This is a genomic window from Corynebacterium tuberculostearicum (assembly GCF_030229345.1).
GTDB lineage: Bacteria > Actinomycetota > Actinomycetes > Mycobacteriales > Mycobacteriaceae > Corynebacterium > Corynebacterium tuberculostearicum_G.
Genome location: NZ_JASPGP010000012.1, coordinates 1 through 22067 on the forward strand (window position 1 = coordinate 1; position 22067 = coordinate 22067).

A 22067-nucleotide genomic window follows, 5' to 3' on the forward strand; every position below is an offset into this window, starting at 1 on the left:
ATGCAATATCGAAATCAGACCCTTGAAGCCCTAACCGCCTAGAATTAAACCAGTCCAACTTTCGGGGGCCAGTTCACTCGGTACGGGGGCGGCGTCGTTAGCGCACAAGCGCTGCCGGGAAAAGATTACTTCTTCTCGGCGTAGACCTCGCGCACGCCCTGGCCAAGGGCTGGGTGCACGTTGGTCCAGTATTCGTAGACGCGCTGCTCGGTCTCCTCGGATACACCAGCCATCGCGTTGGTGATATTGGTGACCAGGCGCTCCTTGGCGGCATCGTCATAGACGTTCTCGTACAGGTCGCGCGCCTGCACAAAGTCATCGTCCTCGGCGTGGCGAACATACGGTGCACGCACCAGGTCGCTGCCGTGGGACTCCGGATTGATGTAGAGCTCCGCCGCGGTGGTGGTCTCGAGCTGGGAGCGGTCGTTTACAGCGGCGTCGTCAAGCACGCCCGTGCCCTTCTCATAGCGGTTGGGCGAATAAACCGGATCCTCAGGAGCGTTGAAGAGGTACTGCATCGGGCCCTCATGCTCATAAGTATTGACCTGGTCCACATTCTGCGGCTGGTTGACCGGCAGGTGCTTATAGTTCGGTCCGATGCGGTAGCGCTGCTGGTCAGCATAAGCAAAGGCGCGAGCCTGCAGCATCTTGTCTGGGGATAGGCCAACGCCCGGCACAATATTGGAAGGATCGAGTGCTACCTGCTCAATCTGGGCAAAGAAGTTGCGCGGGTTGCGGTTGAGCACAAAGTAGCCCACATCGTGCAGCGGGTAGTCCTTCTTGGACCAGACCTTGGTCAGGTCGAAGGGGTTAAAGCGGTAATTCTCCGCCTCATCCAGCGGCATGATCTGCACCTTGACGTCCCAGATCGGGTAGTTGCCCTCTTCGATGGCGTTGTAGAGATCCTCGCGGTGGCAATCCGGGTTCTGGCCGGCGGTGGTGGTGGCCTCTTCATCGGTGAAGTTCTCCACGCCCTGGCGGGACTTGAAGTGATACTTGACCCAGAAAGCCTCGCCTTCTTCATTGACCCACTGGAAGGTGTGGGAGCCGTAGCCATTCTGGTGACGGGTGGACTTCGGGGTGCCGCGGTCACCCATCAAGTAGGTGACCTGGTGTGCGGACTCTGGGTTGCGGGTCCAGAAATCCCACTGCATATCGGCATCGCGCAGGCCATTGGTGCCCAGGCGCTTTTGGGAGTGGATGAAGTCTGGGAACTTAATGCCATCGCGGATGAAGAATACCGGGGTGTTATTGCCCACGATGTCGAGGTTGCCTTCCTCGGTGTAGAAGCGCAGGGCAAAGCCGTGCACATCGCGCCAGGTATCCGGGGAGCCTTGCTCGCCGGCCACGGTGGAAAAGCGGCCCATCATCGGGGTGACGGTGCCCTTCTGGAAGACCTTGGCCTTGGTATAGGCAGAGACATCTTCCGTGATGTGCAGCTCGCCAAAGGCGCCGTGGCCCTTAGCGTGCGGCGTGCGCTCCGGCACGCGCTCGCGGTTGAAGTGCGCGAGCTTTTCAATGAGGTGGATATCATTCAGCGCCACCGGGCCCTGCTGGCCGGCGGTCACCGAGGTGTTTTCGGACAGCACCGGCTGGCCCGAGGGGCGGGTGGTATTTCCCTTGCCAGCGGGGCGCTGGCCCTTATTCAGGATGTCATCAGCGGTGAACTCAGTCATTTATGCCTCCTGGCAATTCGCGTTCAGTTCTTCCCAGTGTGGCAAAACTTTGCACGGTTGTCAGGGCTCGCAAAAGAGAGTAAGGGGTGCTGGTAGATTCATTCAGGTGACTCACCACTCCGCAGCAGACGACGCCCGCGTCACCGACCTTGCCCTTCGGGCCGGTCGCGGCGACCGCGCGGCGCTGACGGAGTTTATCAAGGCCACCCAGGATGATGTGTGGCGCTTGCTGGCGCACCTGGGCGGGCCTGAGGGAGCTGACGATCTCACCCAAGAGACCTATCTGCGCGTCATCAGCGCCTTGCCGCGCTTTGCGGCGCGGTCCTCCGCGCGCACGTGGCTGCTCTCTTTGGCCCGGCGCGTGTGGGTGGACAATATTCGCCACGATATGGCCCGGCCGCGAAAGTCTGCCACCGAGTACGAAGACGCGATGGGTGCGGCGCCGGAAGACTCCGCGGCGTGGAGCGACTGGATCGACGCCCGTACGCTTATCGACGCCCTCCCGGCCGACCGCCGCGAAGCCCTCATCCTTACCCAAGTGCTGGGCTATACCTATGAGGAGGCAGCCAAGATTGCCGGCGTGCGCGTGGGCACCATTCGCTCCCGCGTGGCGCGCGCCCGCAAGGATCTCATCGCGGGGACGGGTTAATACCCCCAAATAGCCCCCTGCGATTGCGGAGTTAATTTCACTCTCAAATTGTTACGCTCTGGTTACCTTGTACCCCACGGGCCCCAGATTTTGGCACTTAGCTGCACTTTACGCGCAATAGGTGGGGTGAACGAGGCCACAGAGAGGGCGATTCTTGCCCGAAATATCTGTCCAATGTGTGGTTTATTAGTTGTGTACACACGTGATAAATCGACCGTCGATCCGGGCCCGCGCGATACCAATGCCGGGCCCGGCGCGTGTGAGTAAGAGAGTTTCTCCCTTTCATGTTAAAACGCGCAATCGGAATTTCCATGGCGTTTATCGGCGTCGTCGTGGGCGCAGGCTTCGCCTCCGGCCAGGAGGCCATGCAGTACTTCGTGGCCTTTGGTAACTGGGGCCTGTGGGGCATCGCCCTGGCCGCTGGTTTGATGATGATCACCGGCATCTCCATCCTGCAGCTCGGCTCGTACTTCCAAGCCGAGGAGCACACCGCTGTCTACGACAAGGTCGCATCGCCATTTACCGCCAAGATTTTGGACTGGTCCACCCTGGTGACCTTGTTCGCCATCGGCTTCGTCATGTTCGCCGGCGGTGGTTCGAATATCAATCAGCAGTTCCCGTCCGTCCCAGTATGGGTGGGCGCCACCGCCATGCTGATTTTGGTGCTGCTCGTCGGCCTGATGGATGTCGACCGCGTGACCGCAGTCATCGGTACCATCACCCCATTCATCATCATCTTCATGGTGCTTGCCACCGGCTATACCATCTTGAATGCAGACGTTGATTTCGCTGCCATGAATGACTGGGCGGTCAACAATGTTGATACCTCGCTGCCCAATTGGTGGCTAGCCGCACTGAACTACACCGGCCTAAACGTGATGACGGCAGTATCCATGTCCATCGTTATTGGCGGTAACTTCCTGGATAACCGTGCAGTTGGCGTCGGTGGCCTCATCGGTGGCCTGCTTTATCTCATCCTGTTGGCACTATTGGTATTCGCCCTCTTCTTCGAGGCAGAGACCGTCAACGGCCAGGACATGCCGGTACTGAGCCTGATTACCAGCATCCACCCAGTCTTGGGCGTGCTGATGACCTTTGTCATTTACGGCATGGTCTTTAATACCGCCATCGGCATGTTCTACGCGCTGGGCAAGCGCTTGACCCGCAATAACCCCAAGCGCTTCTACCCGGTTTATGCCGGTGCCTGCATCATCGGCTTCATCTTGTCCTTCGTGGGCTTCCAGGCCTTGGTCAGCAACGTCTACCCGATCCTGGGCTACCTGGGCCTGCTGATGATCGTGGTGATGGTCTTTAACCGCATCAAGAACGGCAGCAAGCTCTCGGACGAGTCCGACCGCCGCATGCGCGCACACGAGCTGGTGTCTCGTCGTCTGGATCCGCGCAAGCGCTTTACCAAGAAGAACGAGCGCGAGCTGCGCAAGTTGGCTGCAGCGTCCAATATGGAAACCACCGAGTTCGTCACCAATATCGCAGAAGAGATCCACGAGGAGCTCGAAAATGATGATGATATTGAGTATGACCGCGAGGATCCGGAGCCGTCCGTGACCTACGTGCAGCACACCAAGCCGGAGGTTCCGTCGTCCACTAGCGACCTCGACTTTGGCAAGAAGGACACTGGTGCCGACTCCGGCACTGGCACCGCCAAGCCGGTTTCTGAGGACTAGCCCCCTCGTCCACGGCTGATAGGCCAAAAGCTCGGCGCCCTCCTTCCCTTGCTATTAGGAAAGGAGGGCGCCGAGCTTTTTAATGCGACAGGCGGCGAAGTAGCGCTGTGCTAGACGAGCAGCTCTGCAATCTGAATGGTGTTGAGAGCAGCACCCTTGCGCAGGTTATCGCCGGCGACGACGAGCACGAGGCCCTTGTTATCGTCCACCGTCTGGTCCTGGCGGATGCGGCCGACCAAGGACTCGTCGATGCCGGTGGCGGCGAGTGGAGTGGGGACGTCGGCAAGCGTAACGCCCGGAGCGCCACCCAAAAGCTCGGTGGCCTGCTCTGGGGTGATGGGCTTATCGAACTCGGCGTGGATGGTCAGGGTGTGGCCGGTGAAGACCGGGATGCGCACGCAGGTGCCCGCTACCTTCAGCTCCGGAATGTCCAGGATCTTGCGGGATTCGTTGCGCAGCTTTTGTTCCTCGTCGGTCTCCAGAGAGCCATCATCAACGAGGTTGCCGGCCATCGGCAGGGCGTTATAGGCGATAGGTGCCACGTACGGGCCAAAGTCTTCGTCATTAAGCGCGGAGCCATCGTGGACCAAGCCCACATTGTGCTCACCGACGGAATAGATCTGCGCGGCCAGCGCCTGCACGCCGGCCAGGCCGGAGCCGGACACCGCCTGGTAGGAGGACACGTGGAGCTTATTCAGGCCAGCGGCATCGTGGAGGACCTTCAGCACCGGCATGGCCGCCATGGTGGTGCAGTTCGGGTTCGCGATGATGCCCTTCGGGGTGTTCTTGGCTGCCTCGGGGTTGACCTCGGAAACGATGAGGGGAACCTCTGGGTCCTTGCGGTAGGCCGAGGAATTATCCACCACAGTCGCGCCGGCCGCGGCGAATACCGGGGCCCACTGCTTGGAGGTGGAGCCGCCGGCGGAGAACAAGGCAATATCGACGTCGGCAACGGATTGCTCGGTGACCTCAGCGAGGTCTTCTACCGTAATCTGCTCGCCGCGAAAATCCAGCTCGGTGCCGGCCGAGCGAGACGAGGCGAAAAAGCGCACCTTATCCGCCGGGAAATTGCGTTCTTCCAAGATGGAGCGCATAACGCGGCCGACCTGGCCGGTAGCGCCTACGACTGCAACAGTGGTCATGACTTAAAAATCCTCTGTAGTTGCTTTTGGGTATTTAACGTCCGGTTCCAGCATAAACCGTGGCTTCTTCTTCGCCACCAAGCTGGAATTTATCGTGCAGCGCACGAGCTGCCTTATCCAGGTCAGCCTCGCGGGTGAGCACGGAGATGCGGATTTCGGAGGTGGAGATGAGCTCCATATTGACGTCGACGTCGCGCAGGGCCTCGGTAAACTCGGCGGTCACGCCCGGGTGGGACTTCATGCCAGCGCCGACGAGGGAGACCTTGCCCACCTGGTCGTCGTAAAGCACATTGGCCCAGCCGCCTTCGGACTTCAGCTTGGTCAACAGCTCCATGGCGCGTGGGCCGTCGGCACGCGGGCAGGTGAAGGTGATATCGGTGGTGCCATCCTCCAGAGAGGAGACGTTTTGCAAGACCATGTCGATATTGATCTCTGCATCGGCAATGACACGGAAAACCTTCGCTGCCTCCCCTGGGCGGTCCGGGATTCCAAGGACGGTGACCTTTGCCTCGGACTTATCGGTTGCTACACCAGTGAGTACTGCTTCTTCCACAGGGATATCCTCCATCGATCCGGTCACTAGGGTGCCGGGGTCATTTGAATAAGACGAGCGAACTCGCAAGGGTACATTGAACGCGCGGGCGTACTCCACGCTGCGCAGAACCAAAATTTTGGAACCTACCGCGGCCATCTCCAGCATCTCCTCAAAGGAGAGCTTCTCTAGCTTCTGCGCGTCCGGGACGATGCGCGGGTCTGCGGTATACACGCCATCAACATCGGAATAAATCTCGCACACGTCCGCATTCAGCGCGGCTGCTAGCGCCACCGCGGTGGTATCGGAACCGCCGCGACCCAGCGTGGTGACATCGCGCGATTCCTTATTAACTCCCTGGAATCCGGCGACGATGCAGATCTTGCCCTCATCCAGCGCTTCAGTCAGGCGGCCTGGGGTAACGTCCACGATGCGGGCATTGCCGTGGCGCTCGGTGGTGAGCACGCCGGCCTGGGAGCCGGTAAAGGACTGGGCATGGGCACCCAAGGATTCCACGGCCATGGCCACCAGCGCATTGGAGATGCGCTCGCCCGCGGTCAGCAGCATGTCCATTTCGCGCCGTGGTGGCACGGGGTTGACCTGGGCGGCAAGGTCGAGCAGCTCATCGGTGGTATCGCCCATGGCGGAGCACACCACGACGACGTCGTTGCCCTGCTTCTTGGTGGCCACGATGCGCTCCGCAACGGCGCGAATGCGGTCTGCGGATTCGAGGGATGAACCGCCATATTTTTGCACGATCAGGGCCACGGTAAGGATGCCGCCTTTCGTCTTTCAAGGCACCCCTGGCGCGCGTCTGCACACCGCCAGAAATACCTGTCGGTCATTAGTCAAATACCCATGCTACCCCGCAGGGGCCTAGTCCTCATCATAATTCCTAGACAATGCTTGCTTTTTATTCACACGCCCCGAGCGTAAAGCGCGCCATGCGCCGGCCGCCCCCACGGAGAAAAACGCGCGCCATACAGCGCAGAATATGCATATAACAGGAATCTTTACTACCGTTGAGCGGGTGTTAAGCAACCTCCTCGCCATCTTTTTCGCGCTCGCATCCGCGCTGACGGTTGCTTGGGGCACGGTCATCCGCCACCGCATCGCCCTCGACGCCGATGATTCGGTCATGCGCGCCGCCATGTCTAACCCCTTGTGGTGGGTGGGCACCGCGGCCGCAATTGGCGCCTACGGCCTGCAGGTTATCGCGCTCGGCTTCGGAACCTTGCTGGTGGTCCAGCCCATCTTGGTGCTGTCCTTGATGTTTACCCTGCCGCTATCGGCGTGGTATTCCGGCCGCAAGATGCCCTTCCACGAGGTTTTCTGGTCCATTGCGCTGACCATCGCGGTGGGCATCATGGTCATCTACGGCCGGCCGGTTGCCGGCAATCCCCGCCCCGAATGGAGCGATTGGTGGCCGGCGCTCCTTGTGGGGTTGGCCACCCTCGCCATCCTGGGCGCAGCAGCCGCAAAGCTGCCGGATCAGCGCCCCTTGGCATTGGGCACGGCCTGCGGCGTTATCTATGGCTTCGTCGCCCTGCTCTCGAAGGCCGTGGTGGATATTTTCACCCACGAAGGCCTCACCACCCTGTTGGCTAGCTGGCAGTTCTACGGCCTCATCGGCCTCGCGCTCACCGGCACGGTGGTACAGCAATATTCCTTCAACGCCGGCCCCCTGGCCCATTCCCTGCCGGCCATGACCATCTTTGAACCCATCGTGGCCTTCGGCTTGGGGTACATGGTGCTGGGAGAGAAATTCCTCATCGATACGGCCGTCGGTTGGGCAATTATGCTCATCGCCCTGACCGTCATGGTGCTGTCCACCATCGTGCTCTCCCGCAGCCCGGTGAGCCAGCGCGGCTAGATGGCCCACTCAAATACGCCGAGCATATAGGCCGAAAACCACGCGCCAAACAAGGCCCAGGCAATAACCGCCACGCTTGCCGACGCCCCCTTTTTCACCCACGGCAACAACACGATCACCGCCGGCAGGAGCAGCCGGGGCCGCGAATGCATGATGCCATCAGAAAGCAGCACATTGGCCATGAGGACGGCGGAAAATAGCCAGGCCGCCAACGGCAGGCGGCGCCACGCCAGCACCAGGCATAGCGGGGCAGCGATCATTACGCCGGCGCTAAGCAGGTAGCCGCCATTGGTGGCCCCGGTCAGCGTCTCCCACAGCCACACCACCGTGGCTTTGCCGCCATCGAAGCCGGAATTCCAATGTTCTTTCTGGATACCAAAGTAGCCGCCGACCTCTTTCAAGTGGCTGCTCGACCACCACAAATACCCCACAAGCGGCACGACCGAAAACGCCACCGCGGCCCAGGCTCGCCAGTCCTTTCGGTCCCGCAGCAGCACCATAAGCCCAAAGACCGCAACGAGGTCCACCGCGGTAAGGCGCACGAGCCCGGCCACAAAGATATACGCCGCGGCGGCCCACCAGCGCTCGCCCACCAGCGCCACCACCGCCCAGATAGCCAGCGCTCCGAAAAGCGCCTCGGTATACGGCATAGAAAAAACGATGGACATCGGCGCGCTGGTGACCACTACGGCGCTGAGCACTTGGGCCCACTTCCCCATGCCCATCTGCGCGGCCAGGGCCATCACCCCGGCGGCCAGCGCAATGCTAAAGAGCACGTTGAGCGCGATGGCGGTGCCGGCCTCGCCGGTTCCCAGGATGCCGCTTACCGCACGCACCAGGAAGGGAAAGCCCGGAAAGAAGGCCATGGTTGTCTCATGGACCGGCCCATCCGTAGAGATATCCGCACCGAAGTACCCGCCGCGGGCGATTTCTACGTAGTGCTTGGCGTCCCACTTATTGAGCAGTCCCCAGAGCTTATCGTCCTGCACGGCGGCCACCGCCGCGAGCACGCCCACGCGCAGTGCAGCGCCGATGAGCGCAACGAGTGCGGCAGGCGCCCACAAGGAGCGCAGTAAGGACGGTGAGGTGGGTGCGGCATGGCGGGCTGTAGACACGAAAGGCATAGTACCGTACCACCGCCGCGTCTCATTGAATGAAATCTCTTGCCACATAGTGAGAGAGCCTGTAGTGTGACCGATATGACACAGTGGATTGACCTACTCCTTATCTGCCGCGGCGGGATTTCGGCCTAAGTACTGGCCAGCGCCCCGTCGCGGAGTCCGGCTGCCCAAGCCCAGCTGGCCGTCTCCCCATAGACACCACAGACAAGGAAACCGCACCATGTCCCCCACTGACTCTTTTATCAGCGCCCCTCGCGATATCACCACCCCTAACGGCCCACGCCGCGAAGGCCAGCCCGCGTGGAATAAGCAGCGCGGCTCCGCCATGCCCCACGAGCGCTACCAGCCCTTCGCCGTCGAGGTGGAAGACATCAACCTGCCGGACCGCACGTGGCCCAGCAAGAAGATCACCCACGCCCCACAGTGGTGCGCGGTGGATCTGCGCGATGGCAACCAGGCGCTCATTGATCCCATGAGCCCAGAGCGCAAGCACCGCATGTTCGACCTGCTGGTCAAGATGGGCTACAAGGAAATCGAGGTCGGCTTCCCATCCGCCTCCCAAACGGATTTCAACTTCGTCCGCGAAATCATCGAGGGCAATAAGATTCCCGATGACGTCACCATCCAGGTACTAGTCCAGGCCCGCGAACACCTGATCCGCCGCACCTTTGAGGCCTGCGAGGGCGCCAAGAACGTCATCGTGCACTTTTATAACTCCACCTCGAAGCTGCAGCGCCGAGTGGTCTTCCGCAAGGACAAGCCCGCCATTAAGAAGCTGGCTACCAACGCTGCCGAGCTCATCAAATCCATCGCCGCGGACTACCCAGACACCACGTGGCGCTGGGAGTACTCCCCCGAATCCTTCACCGGCACCGAGCTGGACTTCGCCCGCGAGGTTTGCGATGAGGTAGTAGAGATCATGGACCCCTCCCCGGATAATCCGATGATCATCAACCTGCCGTCCACCGTGGAGATGATCTCGCCCAATGTCTACGCCGATTCCATCGAGTGGATGCACCGCAACCTGGCTCGCCGCGAGGACATCTTGCTCTCGCTGCACCCGCACAATGACCGCGGCGAGGGAATCGCCGCCGCCGAGCTGGGCTTTATGGCCGGCGCGGACCGCATCGAGGGCTGTCTGTTTGGCAACGGCGAGCGCACCGGCAACGTCGATCTCATCACCCTGGGACTGAACATGCTCACCCAGGGCGTGGACCCACAGATTGACTTCTCCGATCTGCCGCAGATCCGCGAGACCGTCGAATACTGCAACCAGCTGCGCGTGCCGGAGCGCCACCCCTACGGCGGCGAGTTGGTCTTTACCGCCTTTTCCGGTTCCCACCAGGACGCCATCAACAAGGGCTTGGATGCGCTGGCGGCCACCATCCGCCCCGGCGCGAACAATACCGAGGTCTCGTGGGAAGAACTGCGCGAGGCCATCTGGGAGGTTCCCTACCTGCCCATCGATCCGAAGGACGTGGGCCGCGACTACCAGGCGGTCATCCGCGTCAACTCCCAGTCCGGCAAGGGCGGCGTTGCCTACATCATGAAGACCGACCACGGCATCAATATGCCGCGCGCCATGCAAGCGGAATTTTCCACCGTGGTGCAAGAAATCACCGACTCCGAGGGCGGCGAGGTCAATTCCAAGAATATGTGGGACATCTTCGCCACCGAATTCCTGGACCGCGAAACCCCGTTGGCTGTGGAGGCCTTCCACATGGACAACTCCCCGGCCGCCGACGGTGACGTCGCCGTGACCGCCACGGTGGCCTTCCGCGGGGAAAAATCCACCGTCTCCGGCACCGGCAACGGCCCCATCGCGGCGTATGCCAACGCGCTGGAATCCCTGGGCATCGATTTCGAGGTCATGGAATACTCCCAGCAGTCCCGCTCCGCCGGTGATGATGCCGAGGCCGCCTGCTATATCGCCGCCGACGTCAACCAGAACAAGGTGTGGGGCGCCGGAATCGCCGGATCCACCACGCGGGCTTCCATTAACGCGATTAACTCCGCCGTCAACCGCGCCCTAGCCTAAGCCCAGCCGCCGGTGCTGCACACCAATGCCGCGCCTTGGCGTGGTAGAAGGGTGGGTATGCCTTCTTCTACCTACCTCATCCCGCACCGCGGCTTGGGCGCCGTGCAGGCCCTGCCCATCTATGGTGCGCAGACGAAGGAAAACCAGGAGTTCACCGTCACCTTGGCGCCCCGCGAGGACGGCGGCCTGGAGGTGCGCACCGACTCCCCCATCGGGCACATCACCAGTGCCGACCGCGCCGAATACCCCGAGATAGATCTGCTTTTTCGCGCCGGGCTCACCCCTGCAGCCACGGCCGCGCCGCAGCCCGATGGATCCCTGTCCTTGCTATTGCCCCGGCCGGGCCTCTGCCTGCCGGCCAATAACCCGCCGGCCGGCCCGTGGACGATGCTGGGCTATGCCCCGCCCATCAACATCACCGACCTGCCCGCGGAACTGGATATTCCCGCCCACGCGCGCATGCACGTATTGGTGACGCTTTCACCCAGCACCACCGGCTCCGGCGCCGATGCTTATTTGGGCCCGCAGTGGGTGGGGCGGCTGGATAGGGTGGACGTCGCCAAGCAGGGCACAACCCTGGCCCATGCCTACCATGCGCCGCGCAGCACCGGCCGCGTGCTCAGCATCTATGCGGGTGCGCCGCTGCCGGATTCAAAGGAAGCCTCGCTTGCCGACGCCACCCCTACCTCCCCCGCCGCCACCGAAACCTTCGAAACCACCAGCTTCCGCGCCGTTAACGTCAATGACTCTGCACCGCGCCGCCAGCAGTGGTGGCCCGCCCTCATTGCCCTACTGGTAATTGCAGCGCTTATCGCCGTACTCATTTTTATTCTGTAGGAACTTTTGGGCAGGATAACACCCCGTTCTCGCCGGGTTGGGAAATTGGAAATCGCGCCTAGCGATGCTTAAAATGCGAAGTAACTATTGTTTCGTATGGAAAGGCCCCAATGACTTCGCTGGATTCCGCCACCTACGTGGTCCCTGACCACGGTTTTGGCGTGATCCATAAGCTGCCTATTGCGGATGTTTCGCCGGAGATTTTCAGCGACTTGCTCGAGTCCGCTGCTGCGGAAGACGGGTACCTATCCGCGGAACTCGGCCCCCGCACTACCGAGGAAGGCTTCGCGGTTCGGATCGATGACTCCCTTGTGGGCCACCTCAGTGCTGCCGATTCCCAGGCCTACGCCCTCTTTGACTGGATTCTCAGCGCCGGCCTGCACCCACGCGCCACCGCCCATGTGAGCATGACGGATGCCTCTGGGGAAGACTGGCCCACACTGAACCTGCTCCTGCCGGCGCCGCACCTGTGCATTCCCGCCAATAACCCGCCGGCGCAGCGCTGGACCATGCTGCCCGGCGAGACCACCGCCACGCTGACGGAGTTTTCCAAGGACGTCACCGCCTTTCCGCACACCGACGAGCACTACCTCGTTTCTTTGCGCACCCGCGGTTTCCTGCGCCGCAATACCGTCGACGTCTATATCAATAGCACCTTCTTAGGCTCCCTTCCCCGGGAAGCCGCCCGCGAGATCGCCCCCGCCGTCCTCGACTGCACCAAGACCGGCCGCCTCGCCATTGCCCACGGTTACTTCCACTACAACGCCGATGACCGCCCCGCGCTCACCATTTATGCGCATAACGCCGCCAACAAGCACCACGCGGGCCTAATTTTGGGCGTCGTCGCCGGTGGCACCGCCATCATGTCCGCTGCTACCGCAGCTCGCGCTCAGGCTGCATCCGCTGTCCCCGGCGGCCCCGCTACCGGTGTCTCTACCGCCGGCACCTCCGCAGCCAGCGGTTTCAGCGTCACCTCTGCCGCCGGTGCTGCCGGCACATCCGGTGCCGTGACCTCGAACCTGCTGGCCGCAGCCGGCGTCGCCGTGCTCGTTGGTGGCGGTGCCACCGTAGCCACCAACCTGCTGAGCGAGGACGAAGCCCTTTCAGACACCAACACGCATTCCACCGCGCCCGCTCCGGAAGACAACCATTCCTCCCTCGATTCTTCCCACTTCGACGGCAATGGCCCCAAGCGCCCCGCGCACCCCGCCACGCCGCGCATCCACGATGCCGGCCCCACCAGCGGTACCTCAGCTCAGCCCCCGCTTGCCGACGCCCCCTCCACTTCGCAAACCACGAAGAAGCCCAGCGCGACGCATTCTCCTCACGCTGACCGCGCCCAAGCCCCTGCCGCCGACAACCGACGTGGCCACCACAGCGAACCCCGCGGCGGCCACCACGGCGAGGATTCCCAGGCAATTTCCCGCGCCGCCTCCGCCGCGACCGCTGCCGCCATGGCCGCAGCCAATGACGTCGCCTCGGCCCCAGCCCCGGCACCGGCACCGTCTCGGACCACGCCTGCCTCGACGCCATCCTCCAGCTCGGAACCCGCACCCGAGGTAGCAGCCAAGGGACCGACCGCAACCTCCTCGTCCTCCCAGTCTGCCGAGCCGTCCGATCTGCCGACCTCAAGCGCGTCTACCTCGGAAAAGACAACTTCCGAGGAAACGACGACTGAAACTACCACCGCAGCCTCGACGGAAAAGCAGACCGCAGAGCCTTCCAGCTCCGCCACCAGTTCTGCCACGAGCGAGCCAACGTCTGAGCCGACCCAGGCTGCAGACCCGTCTACGCCCACCTCAGCGCCTGAGTCTTCGGAACCAAAGCCCTCGGAGTCGACCGCGCCTACGACGACGTCTCCGTTGCCGACCTCGGAGTCCGAGCCCGAGCCGGCGCCGGATACCACTATCTCAGGTCCCGAGCTCGAACCAACGCCAGAGCCGGAGACCACTGCACCTACGACGACAATTCCTGGCCCTGAGCTCGAGCCCACCCCGGAGCCAGAACCAGAGATCACCGTAGAACCTGAACCGGCACTGCCGACTACATACCGCGGCGCAACGGATGGACCGGAGGTGCCCCTGGTACCGCTCGAGCCGGAAGAACCGCAGCAGCCGGAGGAACCGGGGCGACCTGAGGAGCCCGAAGAGCCAACAACCCCGCCGAAGGTCATTGTCATCGTCGTGGAGAATTAAGCGGCGCGCCCTGTCCCCCTGCGCGAATTGCGGGATACTACACTGAGTTTAATGAACAACACACCTGGCCCCTCCCCGCAGCACACGCCGGCGTCGGCCCCAGCGCCGTCGCCCGCGACGGTGGCTTCGCGCCACGCGGCCAGGTCCACAGCGCCCAAACCAGGCGCAGAACTACGACGCACTCGGCCGCGCCGCGCGGTGCGACCGTCCGGCGAACCAGACGCCGCAAAGCCCAAGCCAAAACCGAAGCCGAAGCCGCACCCGCCTGCCCGTCACGAGCGACCTGCCGCGCAGGAAACGGCTAATAAGAAGCCACAGCAGCCGCAGCAGGCCGACTCATCCACCGATGCGGCCGACTACCCCTACGTGGCGCTGACCCTACAGACCACCGGCATCCACCCCAGCACCGGGCGCATCGTGACTATCGACGCCGTTGCTTTCAACGACGCCGGCGAACAAGGCCAGCTCTTCCACGCCGTCCTTAAACCCGATATCGACGCCGGACCGCGTCACCTCCACGGGCTGAGCACCACCGATATTGAGCAGGCACCAGCTTTTGGCAAGATCCTTAAATCGCTGGACAAGCTTATCGACGGCCGCACGCTCATCGTCCACGATCTCCCCTATACCTGGGGATTTATCGTTGCCGAGGCCCGCCGCGCCATGATGGCCGCCGCCCGCCAAAACCGGGCGCGCAACCGCGGCCGCAACAAGGGCCGCCGGCGCCGCCAGAAGGTCGGACACGTCCCCACGCCGGTGCGCATCATCGATACCTTGGCCACTTCGTATGCGCAGCAGGTGCGGTCGAACGATGTGCGCTTAGGGGGCGTCGCCAAGCAGAGCGGCCTGGACGCCACGCCGAAAGCCTCGGTGGAGCGCGCCGGCCGGCCCGAGCCAGAAACCTCGCGCGAGCAAACCGAGCTGCTCATCGCGCTCTACCGCCAGCAAGAAGGCGGCACTGTGCGCAGCTATGCGCCGGAGGACGTGCGCGCCGATCGCTTTGGCCTGCAACGCTCCCACGTGCGCGTCGACGCCGCCGAGGCCCCCGTCCAGCACCACAACCCGGGCAAATACGAACCGGGCAAGGAGCTGCGCCGCGGCATGGAAATCGTGGTCGCACCGGAAATCCTCGAGGACCCAGACACCATCATCGCCGCGCTCATGCGCGAGGAGCTCAATTATTCGGAAAAGCTTACCCGCGAGTCCTCGCTGGTTGTCTGCAATGTCACCACGGACTTGGTGGGAAAGCCCATGCATGCCCACCGCAAGGGCATCCCGCTCATGTCGGACGCCGCGTTTCTTGACGCCCTCACGCGCATCGAAGACGCCGAGCCCGAACCCGAATCCGCCAAGCCTGCGCCGCGCGCCCAACGCTCGCCGCAGAACAACAAAAAGGGCGGCGGCAAGAACAACAAGCGCCGCCGGCGCCGCGGCGGCCGCGGTGGTCGCGGCAGGGGCCGACGAAATTCTGGCGGCTCGGCGGCGAAAAAGAACGACTAAGCCGCCCGCCCGACTACCCTAGGGGACATGAGTTTTAGAGTCCCGGGTGCGCTGAAGAAGTTGCGCACCACCACCGCCACAACCGCCGCGAAGCTGGCCACCACCGCTTCCCGCGCCACCGGCCGTGGCGCCGGCGGAATGATCGGTGGTCTAATCGCCAATGCCATTGACCCTTCCATCATGACCAACCTGGGCGGTGGGCGCCCGGCCGTGCTGGTTACCGGCACCAACGGCAAGTCCACCACCACCCGCATGTTGGCCGCCGCGGTCCGCGCCGAGCACACCGTAGCCACCAACGACGGCGGCGACAACATGGACGCCGGCATCATCTCCGCGCTTATGGCCGGCAAAGACGCCTCGCACCTAGTCCTCGAGGTAGACGAGCTCCACGTGCCCCACGTGGCCGATAACCTCAACCCGCAGGCGCTGGTTCTGCTCAACCTCACCCGCGACCAGCTGGACCGCGTGGGCGAAATCAACAAGATTGAGCGCGCCCTGCGCGGCGCCGTGGAGGCTCACCCGGACATGCTCGTCATCGCCAATTGCGACGACGTGCTCATGACCTCCGTGGCCTATGACGCCAAGAATGTCATTTGGGTCTCGGCCGGCGCCGGCTGGATCGGCGATTCCGTCACCTGCCCCCGCACCGGCGGGCACGTCGTGCGCACCGAGGATGACTGGTACGCCGTTAAGCCGCTTGCCGACGGCCGCGAATTCCGCCGGCCGCAGCCTACCTGGGGCGTCGATAAGCATGGCATCATCACCCCGACCGCCAAGCGCCCGCTGAACCTGGCGCTGCCCGGCCGCGCGAACCGGGGCAACGCCGCCCAAGCCATCGCCGCGGCCGTGCAGGGCTTCGGTGTGGACCTCGATAAGGCCATTGCGGCCGCCGAGGGCATCGACGACGTCGCCGGCCGCTACTCCACTATTCACTGGAAGGGCCGCGACATTCGTCTGCTGCTGGCCAAGAACCCAGCCGGCTGGCAAGAAGCCCTGTCCATGGTGGACCGCAGCGCCGATGGCCTGGTCATCGCCACCAACGGCCAGGTGGCCGATGGCATCGACATGTCCTGGCTGTGGGACGTGAAATTCGAAGGCTTCAATGGCTTAAGCGTCAAGGCCGCGGGCGAGCGCGGCACCGACCTGGCCGTGCGCTTGGTCTACGCGGATATCTCCCACGAGCTCATCCCGGACCCGATGGACGCGCTCGCCGCCTGCCCGGAGGGCCGCATCGAGGTCCTCGCCAACTACACCGCCTTCCGCGATTTGAAGAAGGCGCTTTCCAAGGAGGCCACCAATGCTTAATATCGGCCTAGTGCTTCCCGACGTCCTCGGTACCTACGGCGACGACGGCAACGCCCTCGTCCTGCGCCAGCGCGCCCGCATGCGCGGCTTCGAGGCGGAGATTCACCCCATCCGCTTGGGCGAGCCCGTGCCCGAGACGCTGGATATCTACACCCTCGGCGGCGGCGAAGATACCGCGCAGATCCTGGCCGCGGACCACCTGATTTCCGATGGCGGCCTTACCCGCGCCGCTAACGCCGGCCGCCCGATTTTTGCCATTTGCGCCGGCCTGCAGGTCCTGGGCGAATCCTTCCGCGCCTCCGGCCGCATCGTCGACGGCGTCGGGCTGCTCGACGCCACCACGGCCGGCATGCAGGACCGCGCCATCGGCGAGGTAGCCTCCGAGCCCACCCGCGCCGGAGTCACCGCGGACCTCACCGAGCCGCTGACCGGCTTCGAAAACCACCTCGGCGCCACCATCCTCGGCCCCTCCGCGCAGCCGCTCGGCACGCTCACCCGCGGCAATGGCAATGCCGACCAGGCCGCCACCGCCGACCTCAGCGACGGCTCCGCCCAGCGCACCTACGAAGGCGCCGTCCAAGGAAGCGTCATCGCCACCTATATGCACGGCCCGGCGCTGGCCCGAAACCCACAATTGGCGGATCTCCTCCTCGCCCAGGCCATGGGCGTGGCCCTCGCGGACCTCGAACCGATTGAGATCCCGGCCGTCGACCGCCTGCGCGTCGAACGTTTCAACGCCTCCGAGCCCCCGCGCTCCCAAAGATAGGCTCAAACCTGTGGATAACTTCGCCCAGCGGCCCCACAACCCCCGAGTTATCCACAGGCTCGGCCGCTTCCCCTTGTAGCCACTTGCCCCCGCCCATAGGCTGCGGGGCATGACGTTACTGGAGCAGCTGGGCGACATCGCTAAGCGCGGCGTGGAACTTCTCGAAGAGGCCCACGCCGCCTCCAGCCTGCCCCTGCCCGCGGACCAAGCGCGCACCGTGCGCCGCACCGCCGCGGCCTTCCTCTCGCCCACCAGCCACTCGCGCTACCAATCCCGCGCCCTGGCCGCCGCGCGCCGCAACCAACACAGCCTGGAGACCCTCGCGCTCATCGCCCGCCGCTCGCGCGGCATTTCTGACCCCACCAAGCGCTGGCAATTCCGCGAGAAGCTATGCGCCACCGCCGGCACCACCGCACAAGTCTCGCGCGCGGCGACCCGGCTGCTGCGCGAAATCAACCCGCCGCCCGAGCGCGAAGACGGCGGCCGCCGCATCATGCACGGCGAGAAAACTACCCTGAGTTTTACCGGCCCCGCCGCGCAGATGGCCGATATCTGGGCCGCCGCCAAATCCGACCCGCTGGCCTGGCTCACCGGTTCCCGCGCCGCCGCGCCCGCGACCGTGACCACCAATGTCATCATCGAGCTGCCGGATTACCTGAAAATCCTGGCCGGCGACGGCGATGACATCCGCCTCGCGATGACCAATGGCGCGACCATCACCGGCGCCGAACTCGTCCGCCGCACCCTAGCCGGCGCCGGCCTTTTCACGCTCATCCACCCCGAGCGCGGCCCGGTCAACCTCTACCGCACCCGGCAGGCCTCCGCGAAGCAGCGCCGCATGCTCGAGGCCGAAGGCGCCCGCTGCGCCTGGCCCGCTTGCCGACGCCCCGCCTCCGAATGCCAAGCCCACCACCTCCTCGAATACTCCCGCGGCGGCCTCACCCACCCCGAAAACATGACGCTGCTGTGCCCATATCACAACTCCATCAACGGCCTGCCGGGCCGCGGCCGCATGGCCCGCGTCAACGGCCGAATCGCCTGGCTCCCGCCCGCCAGCCGGCACAACGCTTCGCCTAGCAACCCGCATAGCAGCATGCATAGCGGCCACAGCGGTATACACAGCAGCGCAGATAACGGGACGGCCAGCAAAGCGCACGGCCCGCCGGTATTCACCGGCCGCGCGCGAACCGGGCCCACGGCCGCCGTGCCTTAGTCCGCGCTCGCGCGCTCACCCGCGCTAAATGGTCAGGCGGCCAGAAAGCGCGCGGGACAAGGTGAGCTCGTCCACGAACTCCAAATCGCCTCCGAGCGGCATGCCGGAGGCCAATCTGGTGATCTTCAGATCAGGGAAGTCACGCAGCAACCGCACCAGGTATGCGGCGGTGGCCTCGCCCTCGGTATTGGGGTCGGTGGCGAGAATGACTTCGTGGATGGTGGGGGTGGCGTCGTAAAGCGGGGCTTCAGGGGTGGAATCCGCCAGCTCGCGGTCGGGCAGCACGCCGCCCAAGCGCTGTAGCAGCGTGGAAATATTCAAATCGCGCGGGCCCACATTCGCCAGCGGATCCAGCGCTCCACCCAAAACGTGATAGCGGCCCTCATACTCGCCGGTGCGCTCGATGACCTGGATATCCTTCGGCTCTTCCACCACGCAAATGGTCGAGGCGTCGCGCTGCGAATTAATGCAGATGCGGCAGACATCCTCACGGGAAATATTGCAGCAGATGCGGCAGAAGGTCACGCCATCGCGCACCGCGCCCAGCGCGTTCTGCAGCCGCTCGATGTCCTCGGGCTCCATGTGCAAAACGTGAAACGCGATGCGCTGCGCCGATTTCGGGCCAATGCCCGGCAGGCGCGAAAACTCGTCGATGAGGTCTTGCAGAGGTCCTTCAAACATCAATTACTCCCAAATCAGCAAAAGGCCGCGGCCCCACCCGGGGCAACGGCCTTTTATCGTATCGCGCGGGCTACTGGTTGCCGCCGAAGACATCCTCAAAAGACGGGCCACCCTGGCCGCCCATGCCCTGCGACAGCGGGCCAATCTTTTCCTGTGCCAGGCGGCCGGCTGCAGCGTGGGCCTCCTTGAACGCGCCCATGACCAGATCCTGCAGGGTATCGACGTCCTCTGGGTCCACGACGGACTTATCGATCTGCAGGTCCACGAGCTCGGCGCCGCCGGTCATGGTCACCTTAACCAGGCCGTTTCCTGCCTGGCCCTCGACGTTGGTGGCGAGGATTTCTTCCTGCGCCTTCTGCAGGTCTGCCTGCACCTGCGCGGCCTGCGCGATGAGATCGTTCATGTCATTTGCCTGCTGCATTGGGTCTTGGTCAGCCATGTCGTTTCCTTTCTAATTCAACTGTAAATTTCGCTACCGCCCGAGTGTACCGTGCTTGCCGGTTAGGCACGCCGGGCGCCCAGCTCGCGCTCCAGCAGCTCCATAGCTACCTCGGTAGCGCTGCGATGATCCATCTCGCCGGTCGACTGCGCGGCCTCCATCATGTCCCGCTCTTCGTCATCGCGGGTATAGGCCGGCGGCTCCTCGGGCGGAGCGGCAAAGTCCGGCTCAGGCTCGGGCGGAAGCGGCACGCCGTTGCTGAACTGCGATTCATCGCGCTGCTTGGCGGCCTGCGTCGCCCGTGCGATGCGCGAGCGCCACCCGGGCGCGCTTTCCGGCTTACTCTCCGCCTCCTGGTCGTCGGCCGGCTCGCGCGCCGGCTGATTCGGCGTCCACGCTTCCTTGCGCTGCGGCGGCCGCGGGGCATCGAAACCGGCGGTCTTCGGGTCGGTGCCCACCACACAGGTCACGGCCACATCGCGCTGGAACTCCTCCTTGAGCACCTCCACGATGACGGCGTTATTGGCGGGCGCGTTGATGCGCTCGGCCAGCGCGCCGGTGGTGTGTCCCAGCGTCAGGGTGCCATCGCGGAAGCCAAGCACGCGGGCTTCGGCCAGCATGATTTCGGCCACCTTATTCCGCTTTCCGACGCTCCCCCTCAACGCCACCCATTTCTCCCTCACGGCCTCTGCGAAGTCGCCCGCCGGCTCCTCCGCCGCCTGTGATTGCGCGGCAGGTTCCGGCGCAGTTTCCTCCGCGCGGGCCGGCACGGGCTTCTCCAGTGGCTCGCGATGCTTCTCCTCAGCCGACGCTGAGTGCGGCGCCTCGCTCTGCGCCGACTGCGCCGATTGCTGCTCGGGCGCCTCTGCCTGCGGGATTTTCCGCTCACGCTGCCACGGGTCCCCAGCCTCTTGCTGCTGCGGTTTCGGCTGCGGCTCTTGGTTCTGAGGCTTCTGCGTGCTGTGCGCCTCGGCGGCTGCCGGCTGCTCGGGTTGCGCCTGCGGCTGCGCATCCGGTTGCGATTCCGGTTGGGACGGGGCCTGCGGCTGCGGCTGAGCGGCCGGTGCAGAGGTTGGAGCAGACGAAGGGGCAGAAGCCTGCTGCTCCTGGGACTTGGCGCGGCGGCGAGCGATGATGGCAGCAGCGGCGGACTGGGGGTCTTGAGCACCGGCGACGGCGGAGTTGGCCGCCGGAGCACCACCCGGGGTCGCAGGGCCAGCCGGCGCGGGCGAGGCTGCGGCAGCATTGGCAGCGGGGGCGGGGGCGGGAGCCGCTGCGGGTGCAGGCCCGGCGCCAGCGGGGCCGGTGGACCCGATAAGCAGATGCGCGCACATGATTTCCAGCAGCAGGCGCGGCGAAGTCGCACCGGTGAGGTCGCTGATGCGGTCGTTGACCGTGGAGGCCAGGTAAGTCAGCTGCGGGCCGGAAAAGCGCTGCGCCTGGGCGGTGAGCACGGAGGCGCGGTCGGTGGGCGCGGAGACGAGGCCGGCCTCGATGGCGCCGGGCACGGCCTGCAGGATCATCAAATCGCGCAAACGGTCAAGCAAATCGACGGCGAAGCGGCGCGGGTCGTGGCCGGCCTCGATGACGTGGTCGACCATCGCGAAGAGGCCGGGTTTGTCTTGGTTGGCGAGGGTTTCGATGGCGTCGTCAAGCAGCGAGACATCGGTGACGCCCAACAGCGGCCGGGCAAGGTCGTAGGTCAGGCCGTCGGGCCCGGCGCCGGCCAGCAGCTGGTCCAGCAGAGACAAAGTATCGCGCGGGGAGCCGCCGCCCGCCTCAATAACCATGGGGTACACGGCGTCCTCAACCTGTACGCCCTCAGCCGCAACGGTGCGCTGCAGCAGGCCCTTCATGGCCGGCGGGGTCAGCAGGCGGAAGGGATAGTGGTGGGTACGCGAGCGAATGGTGCCAATGATTTTCTCCGGCTCCGTGGTCGCGAAGATGAAAATGACGTGCTCGGGCGGCTCTTCCACCACCTTGAGCAGCGCGTTCGCACCGGAGGGCGAAATCATATGCGCCTCGTCAATAATGAAGATGCGGTAGCGCGATTCGGCCGGCGCGTAGTAGGCGCGGTCGCGCAGCTCGCGCATGTCCTCCACGCCGTTGTGCGAGGCAGCGTCGAGCTCCGTCACGTCCAGGTTGCCAGGGCCTCCGGGGGCGAGGGAGACGCAGGAATCGCACTTGCCGCACGGCGTCGAGGTCGGCCCGTGCTCGCAGTTGAGCGAGCGGGCCATAATCCGCGCCGAGGAGGTCTTGCCGCAGCCGCGCGGGCCGGAAAAGAGGTAGGCGTGGTTGATGCGCCCTGCATCAAGGGCGGCGGATAGCGGCGTGGTGACCTGCTCTTGGCCCACGACCTCCGCGAACGTTGCTGGACGATATTTCCGGTATAAAGCCACGGTTAGCCAGTCTACC

Annotated in this window: 17 protein-coding genes; 10 read left to right on the top strand and 7 right to left on the bottom strand. The window is 64.2% G+C overall.

The annotated features are described in order from the left end of the window. Window positions 1-125 precede the first annotated feature (125 nt). On the bottom strand, window positions 126-1676 hold the full coding sequence (locus tag QP884_RS08820; RefSeq protein WP_284821755.1) for a catalase: 1551 nt from the start codon (window positions 1674-1676) through the stop codon (window positions 126-128). A gap of 106 nt (window positions 1677-1782) precedes the next feature. Between QP884_RS08820 and QP884_RS08825 the strand changes: the two genes are divergently transcribed. Continuing rightward, entirely contained in the window at window positions 1783-2325 is a 543-nt protein-coding gene (locus QP884_RS08825; RefSeq protein ID WP_284766139.1) for an RNA polymerase sigma factor, read from the top strand. A 284-nt stretch (window positions 2326-2609) separates the two neighbouring features. Beyond that, window positions 2610-4010, top strand: a complete 1401-nt coding sequence (locus QP884_RS08830; protein ID WP_284821756.1) for a YkvI family membrane protein — start codon at window positions 2610-2612, stop codon at window positions 4008-4010. A 110-nt stretch (window positions 4011-4120) separates the two neighbouring features. Here the strand turns inward: QP884_RS08830 and QP884_RS08835 are convergent, their stop codons facing one another. Next, window positions 4121-5152, bottom strand: coding sequence for an aspartate-semialdehyde dehydrogenase (locus QP884_RS08835; protein WP_284821757.1), 1032 nt, complete (start codon window positions 5150-5152; stop codon window positions 4121-4123). 34 nt (window positions 5153-5186) lie between these two features. Then, a complete protein-coding gene (locus QP884_RS08840) occupies window positions 5187-6452 on the bottom strand; it encodes an aspartate kinase (RefSeq protein WP_179387282.1) in 1266 nt (421 codons plus the stop codon). Between the two features lie 226 nt (window positions 6453-6678). Here QP884_RS08840 and QP884_RS08845 point away from each other — a divergent pair, with 226 nt between their 5' ends. After that, window positions 6679-7557, top strand: a complete 879-nt coding sequence (locus tag QP884_RS08845; RefSeq protein WP_005323152.1) for a DMT family transporter — start codon at window positions 6679-6681, stop codon at window positions 7555-7557. On the opposite strand, the gene QP884_RS08850 is transcribed toward QP884_RS08845, so the two are convergent. Beyond that, entirely contained in the window at window positions 7554-8681 is a 1128-nt protein-coding gene (locus QP884_RS08850; RefSeq protein ID WP_284821759.1) for a mannosyltransferase family protein, read from the bottom strand. The two genes, QP884_RS08845 and QP884_RS08850, sit on opposite strands and share 4 nt — an antisense overlap. 217 nt (window positions 8682-8898) lie before the next feature. Between QP884_RS08850 and leuA the strand changes: the two genes are divergently transcribed. The 7 genes from leuA (at window position 8899) to QP884_RS08885 (ending at window position 18532) form a co-directional block, all read left to right on the top strand. Next, complete coding sequence (gene leuA / locus QP884_RS08855; RefSeq protein WP_284821760.1) at window positions 8899-10716, top strand: 2-isopropylmalate synthase; 1818 nt, start codon at window positions 8899-8901, stop codon at window positions 10714-10716. A 57-nt stretch (window positions 10717-10773) separates the two neighbouring features. Then, window positions 10774-11553: a hypothetical protein gene (locus QP884_RS08860; RefSeq protein WP_284821762.1), complete on the top strand. Its 780-nt coding sequence runs from the start codon at window positions 10774-10776 to the stop codon at window positions 11551-11553. A gap of 110 nt (window positions 11554-11663) precedes the next feature. Continuing rightward, window positions 11664-13748 carry a hypothetical protein gene (locus tag QP884_RS08865; protein ID WP_284821763.1) on the top strand — a complete coding sequence of 695 codons (2085 nt, stop codon included), beginning with the start codon at window positions 11664-11666 and terminating at the stop codon, window positions 13746-13748. A 198-nt stretch (window positions 13749-13946) separates the two neighbouring features. After that, a complete protein-coding gene (locus tag QP884_RS08870; RefSeq protein WP_350309251.1) occupies window positions 13947-15248 on the top strand; it encodes a DNA polymerase III subunit epsilon in 1302 nt (433 codons plus the stop codon). Between the two features lie 27 nt (window positions 15249-15275). After that, entirely contained in the window at window positions 15276-16553 is a 1278-nt protein-coding gene (locus tag QP884_RS08875; RefSeq protein ID WP_284821765.1) for a Mur ligase family protein, read from the top strand. Continuing rightward, window positions 16546-17319 (top strand): type 1 glutamine amidotransferase, encoded by a 774-nt coding sequence (locus QP884_RS08880; protein WP_179387277.1) that lies wholly within the window; start codon window positions 16546-16548, stop codon window positions 17317-17319. Before QP884_RS08875 ends, QP884_RS08880 begins: the two co-directional genes overlap by 8 nt. Window positions 17320-17428: 109 nt before the next feature. Further along, window positions 17429-18532: an HNH endonuclease signature motif containing protein gene (locus tag QP884_RS08885; protein ID WP_284821766.1), complete on the top strand. Its 1104-nt coding sequence runs from the start codon at window positions 17429-17431 to the stop codon at window positions 18530-18532. Window positions 18533-18556: 24 nt separating this feature from the next. On the opposite strand, the gene recR is transcribed toward QP884_RS08885, so the two are convergent. From recR to QP884_RS08900, 3 genes are all read right to left on the bottom strand, one after another. Then, entirely contained in the window at window positions 18557-19213 is a 657-nt protein-coding gene (recR, locus tag QP884_RS08890; RefSeq protein ID WP_005323161.1) for a recombination mediator RecR, read from the bottom strand. A 70-nt stretch (window positions 19214-19283) separates the two neighbouring features. Then, window positions 19284-19652 (bottom strand): YbaB/EbfC family nucleoid-associated protein, encoded by a 369-nt coding sequence (locus QP884_RS08895; protein WP_005327377.1) that lies wholly within the window; start codon window positions 19650-19652, stop codon window positions 19284-19286. A 62-nt stretch (window positions 19653-19714) separates the two neighbouring features. Continuing rightward, the gene (locus QP884_RS08900) at window positions 19715-22051 is read right to left on the bottom strand and encodes a DNA polymerase III subunit gamma and tau (RefSeq protein WP_284821767.1); all 2337 of its coding nucleotides are present in this window, start codon (window positions 22049-22051) and stop codon (window positions 19715-19717) included. Window positions 22052-22067: the final 16 nt, after the last annotated feature.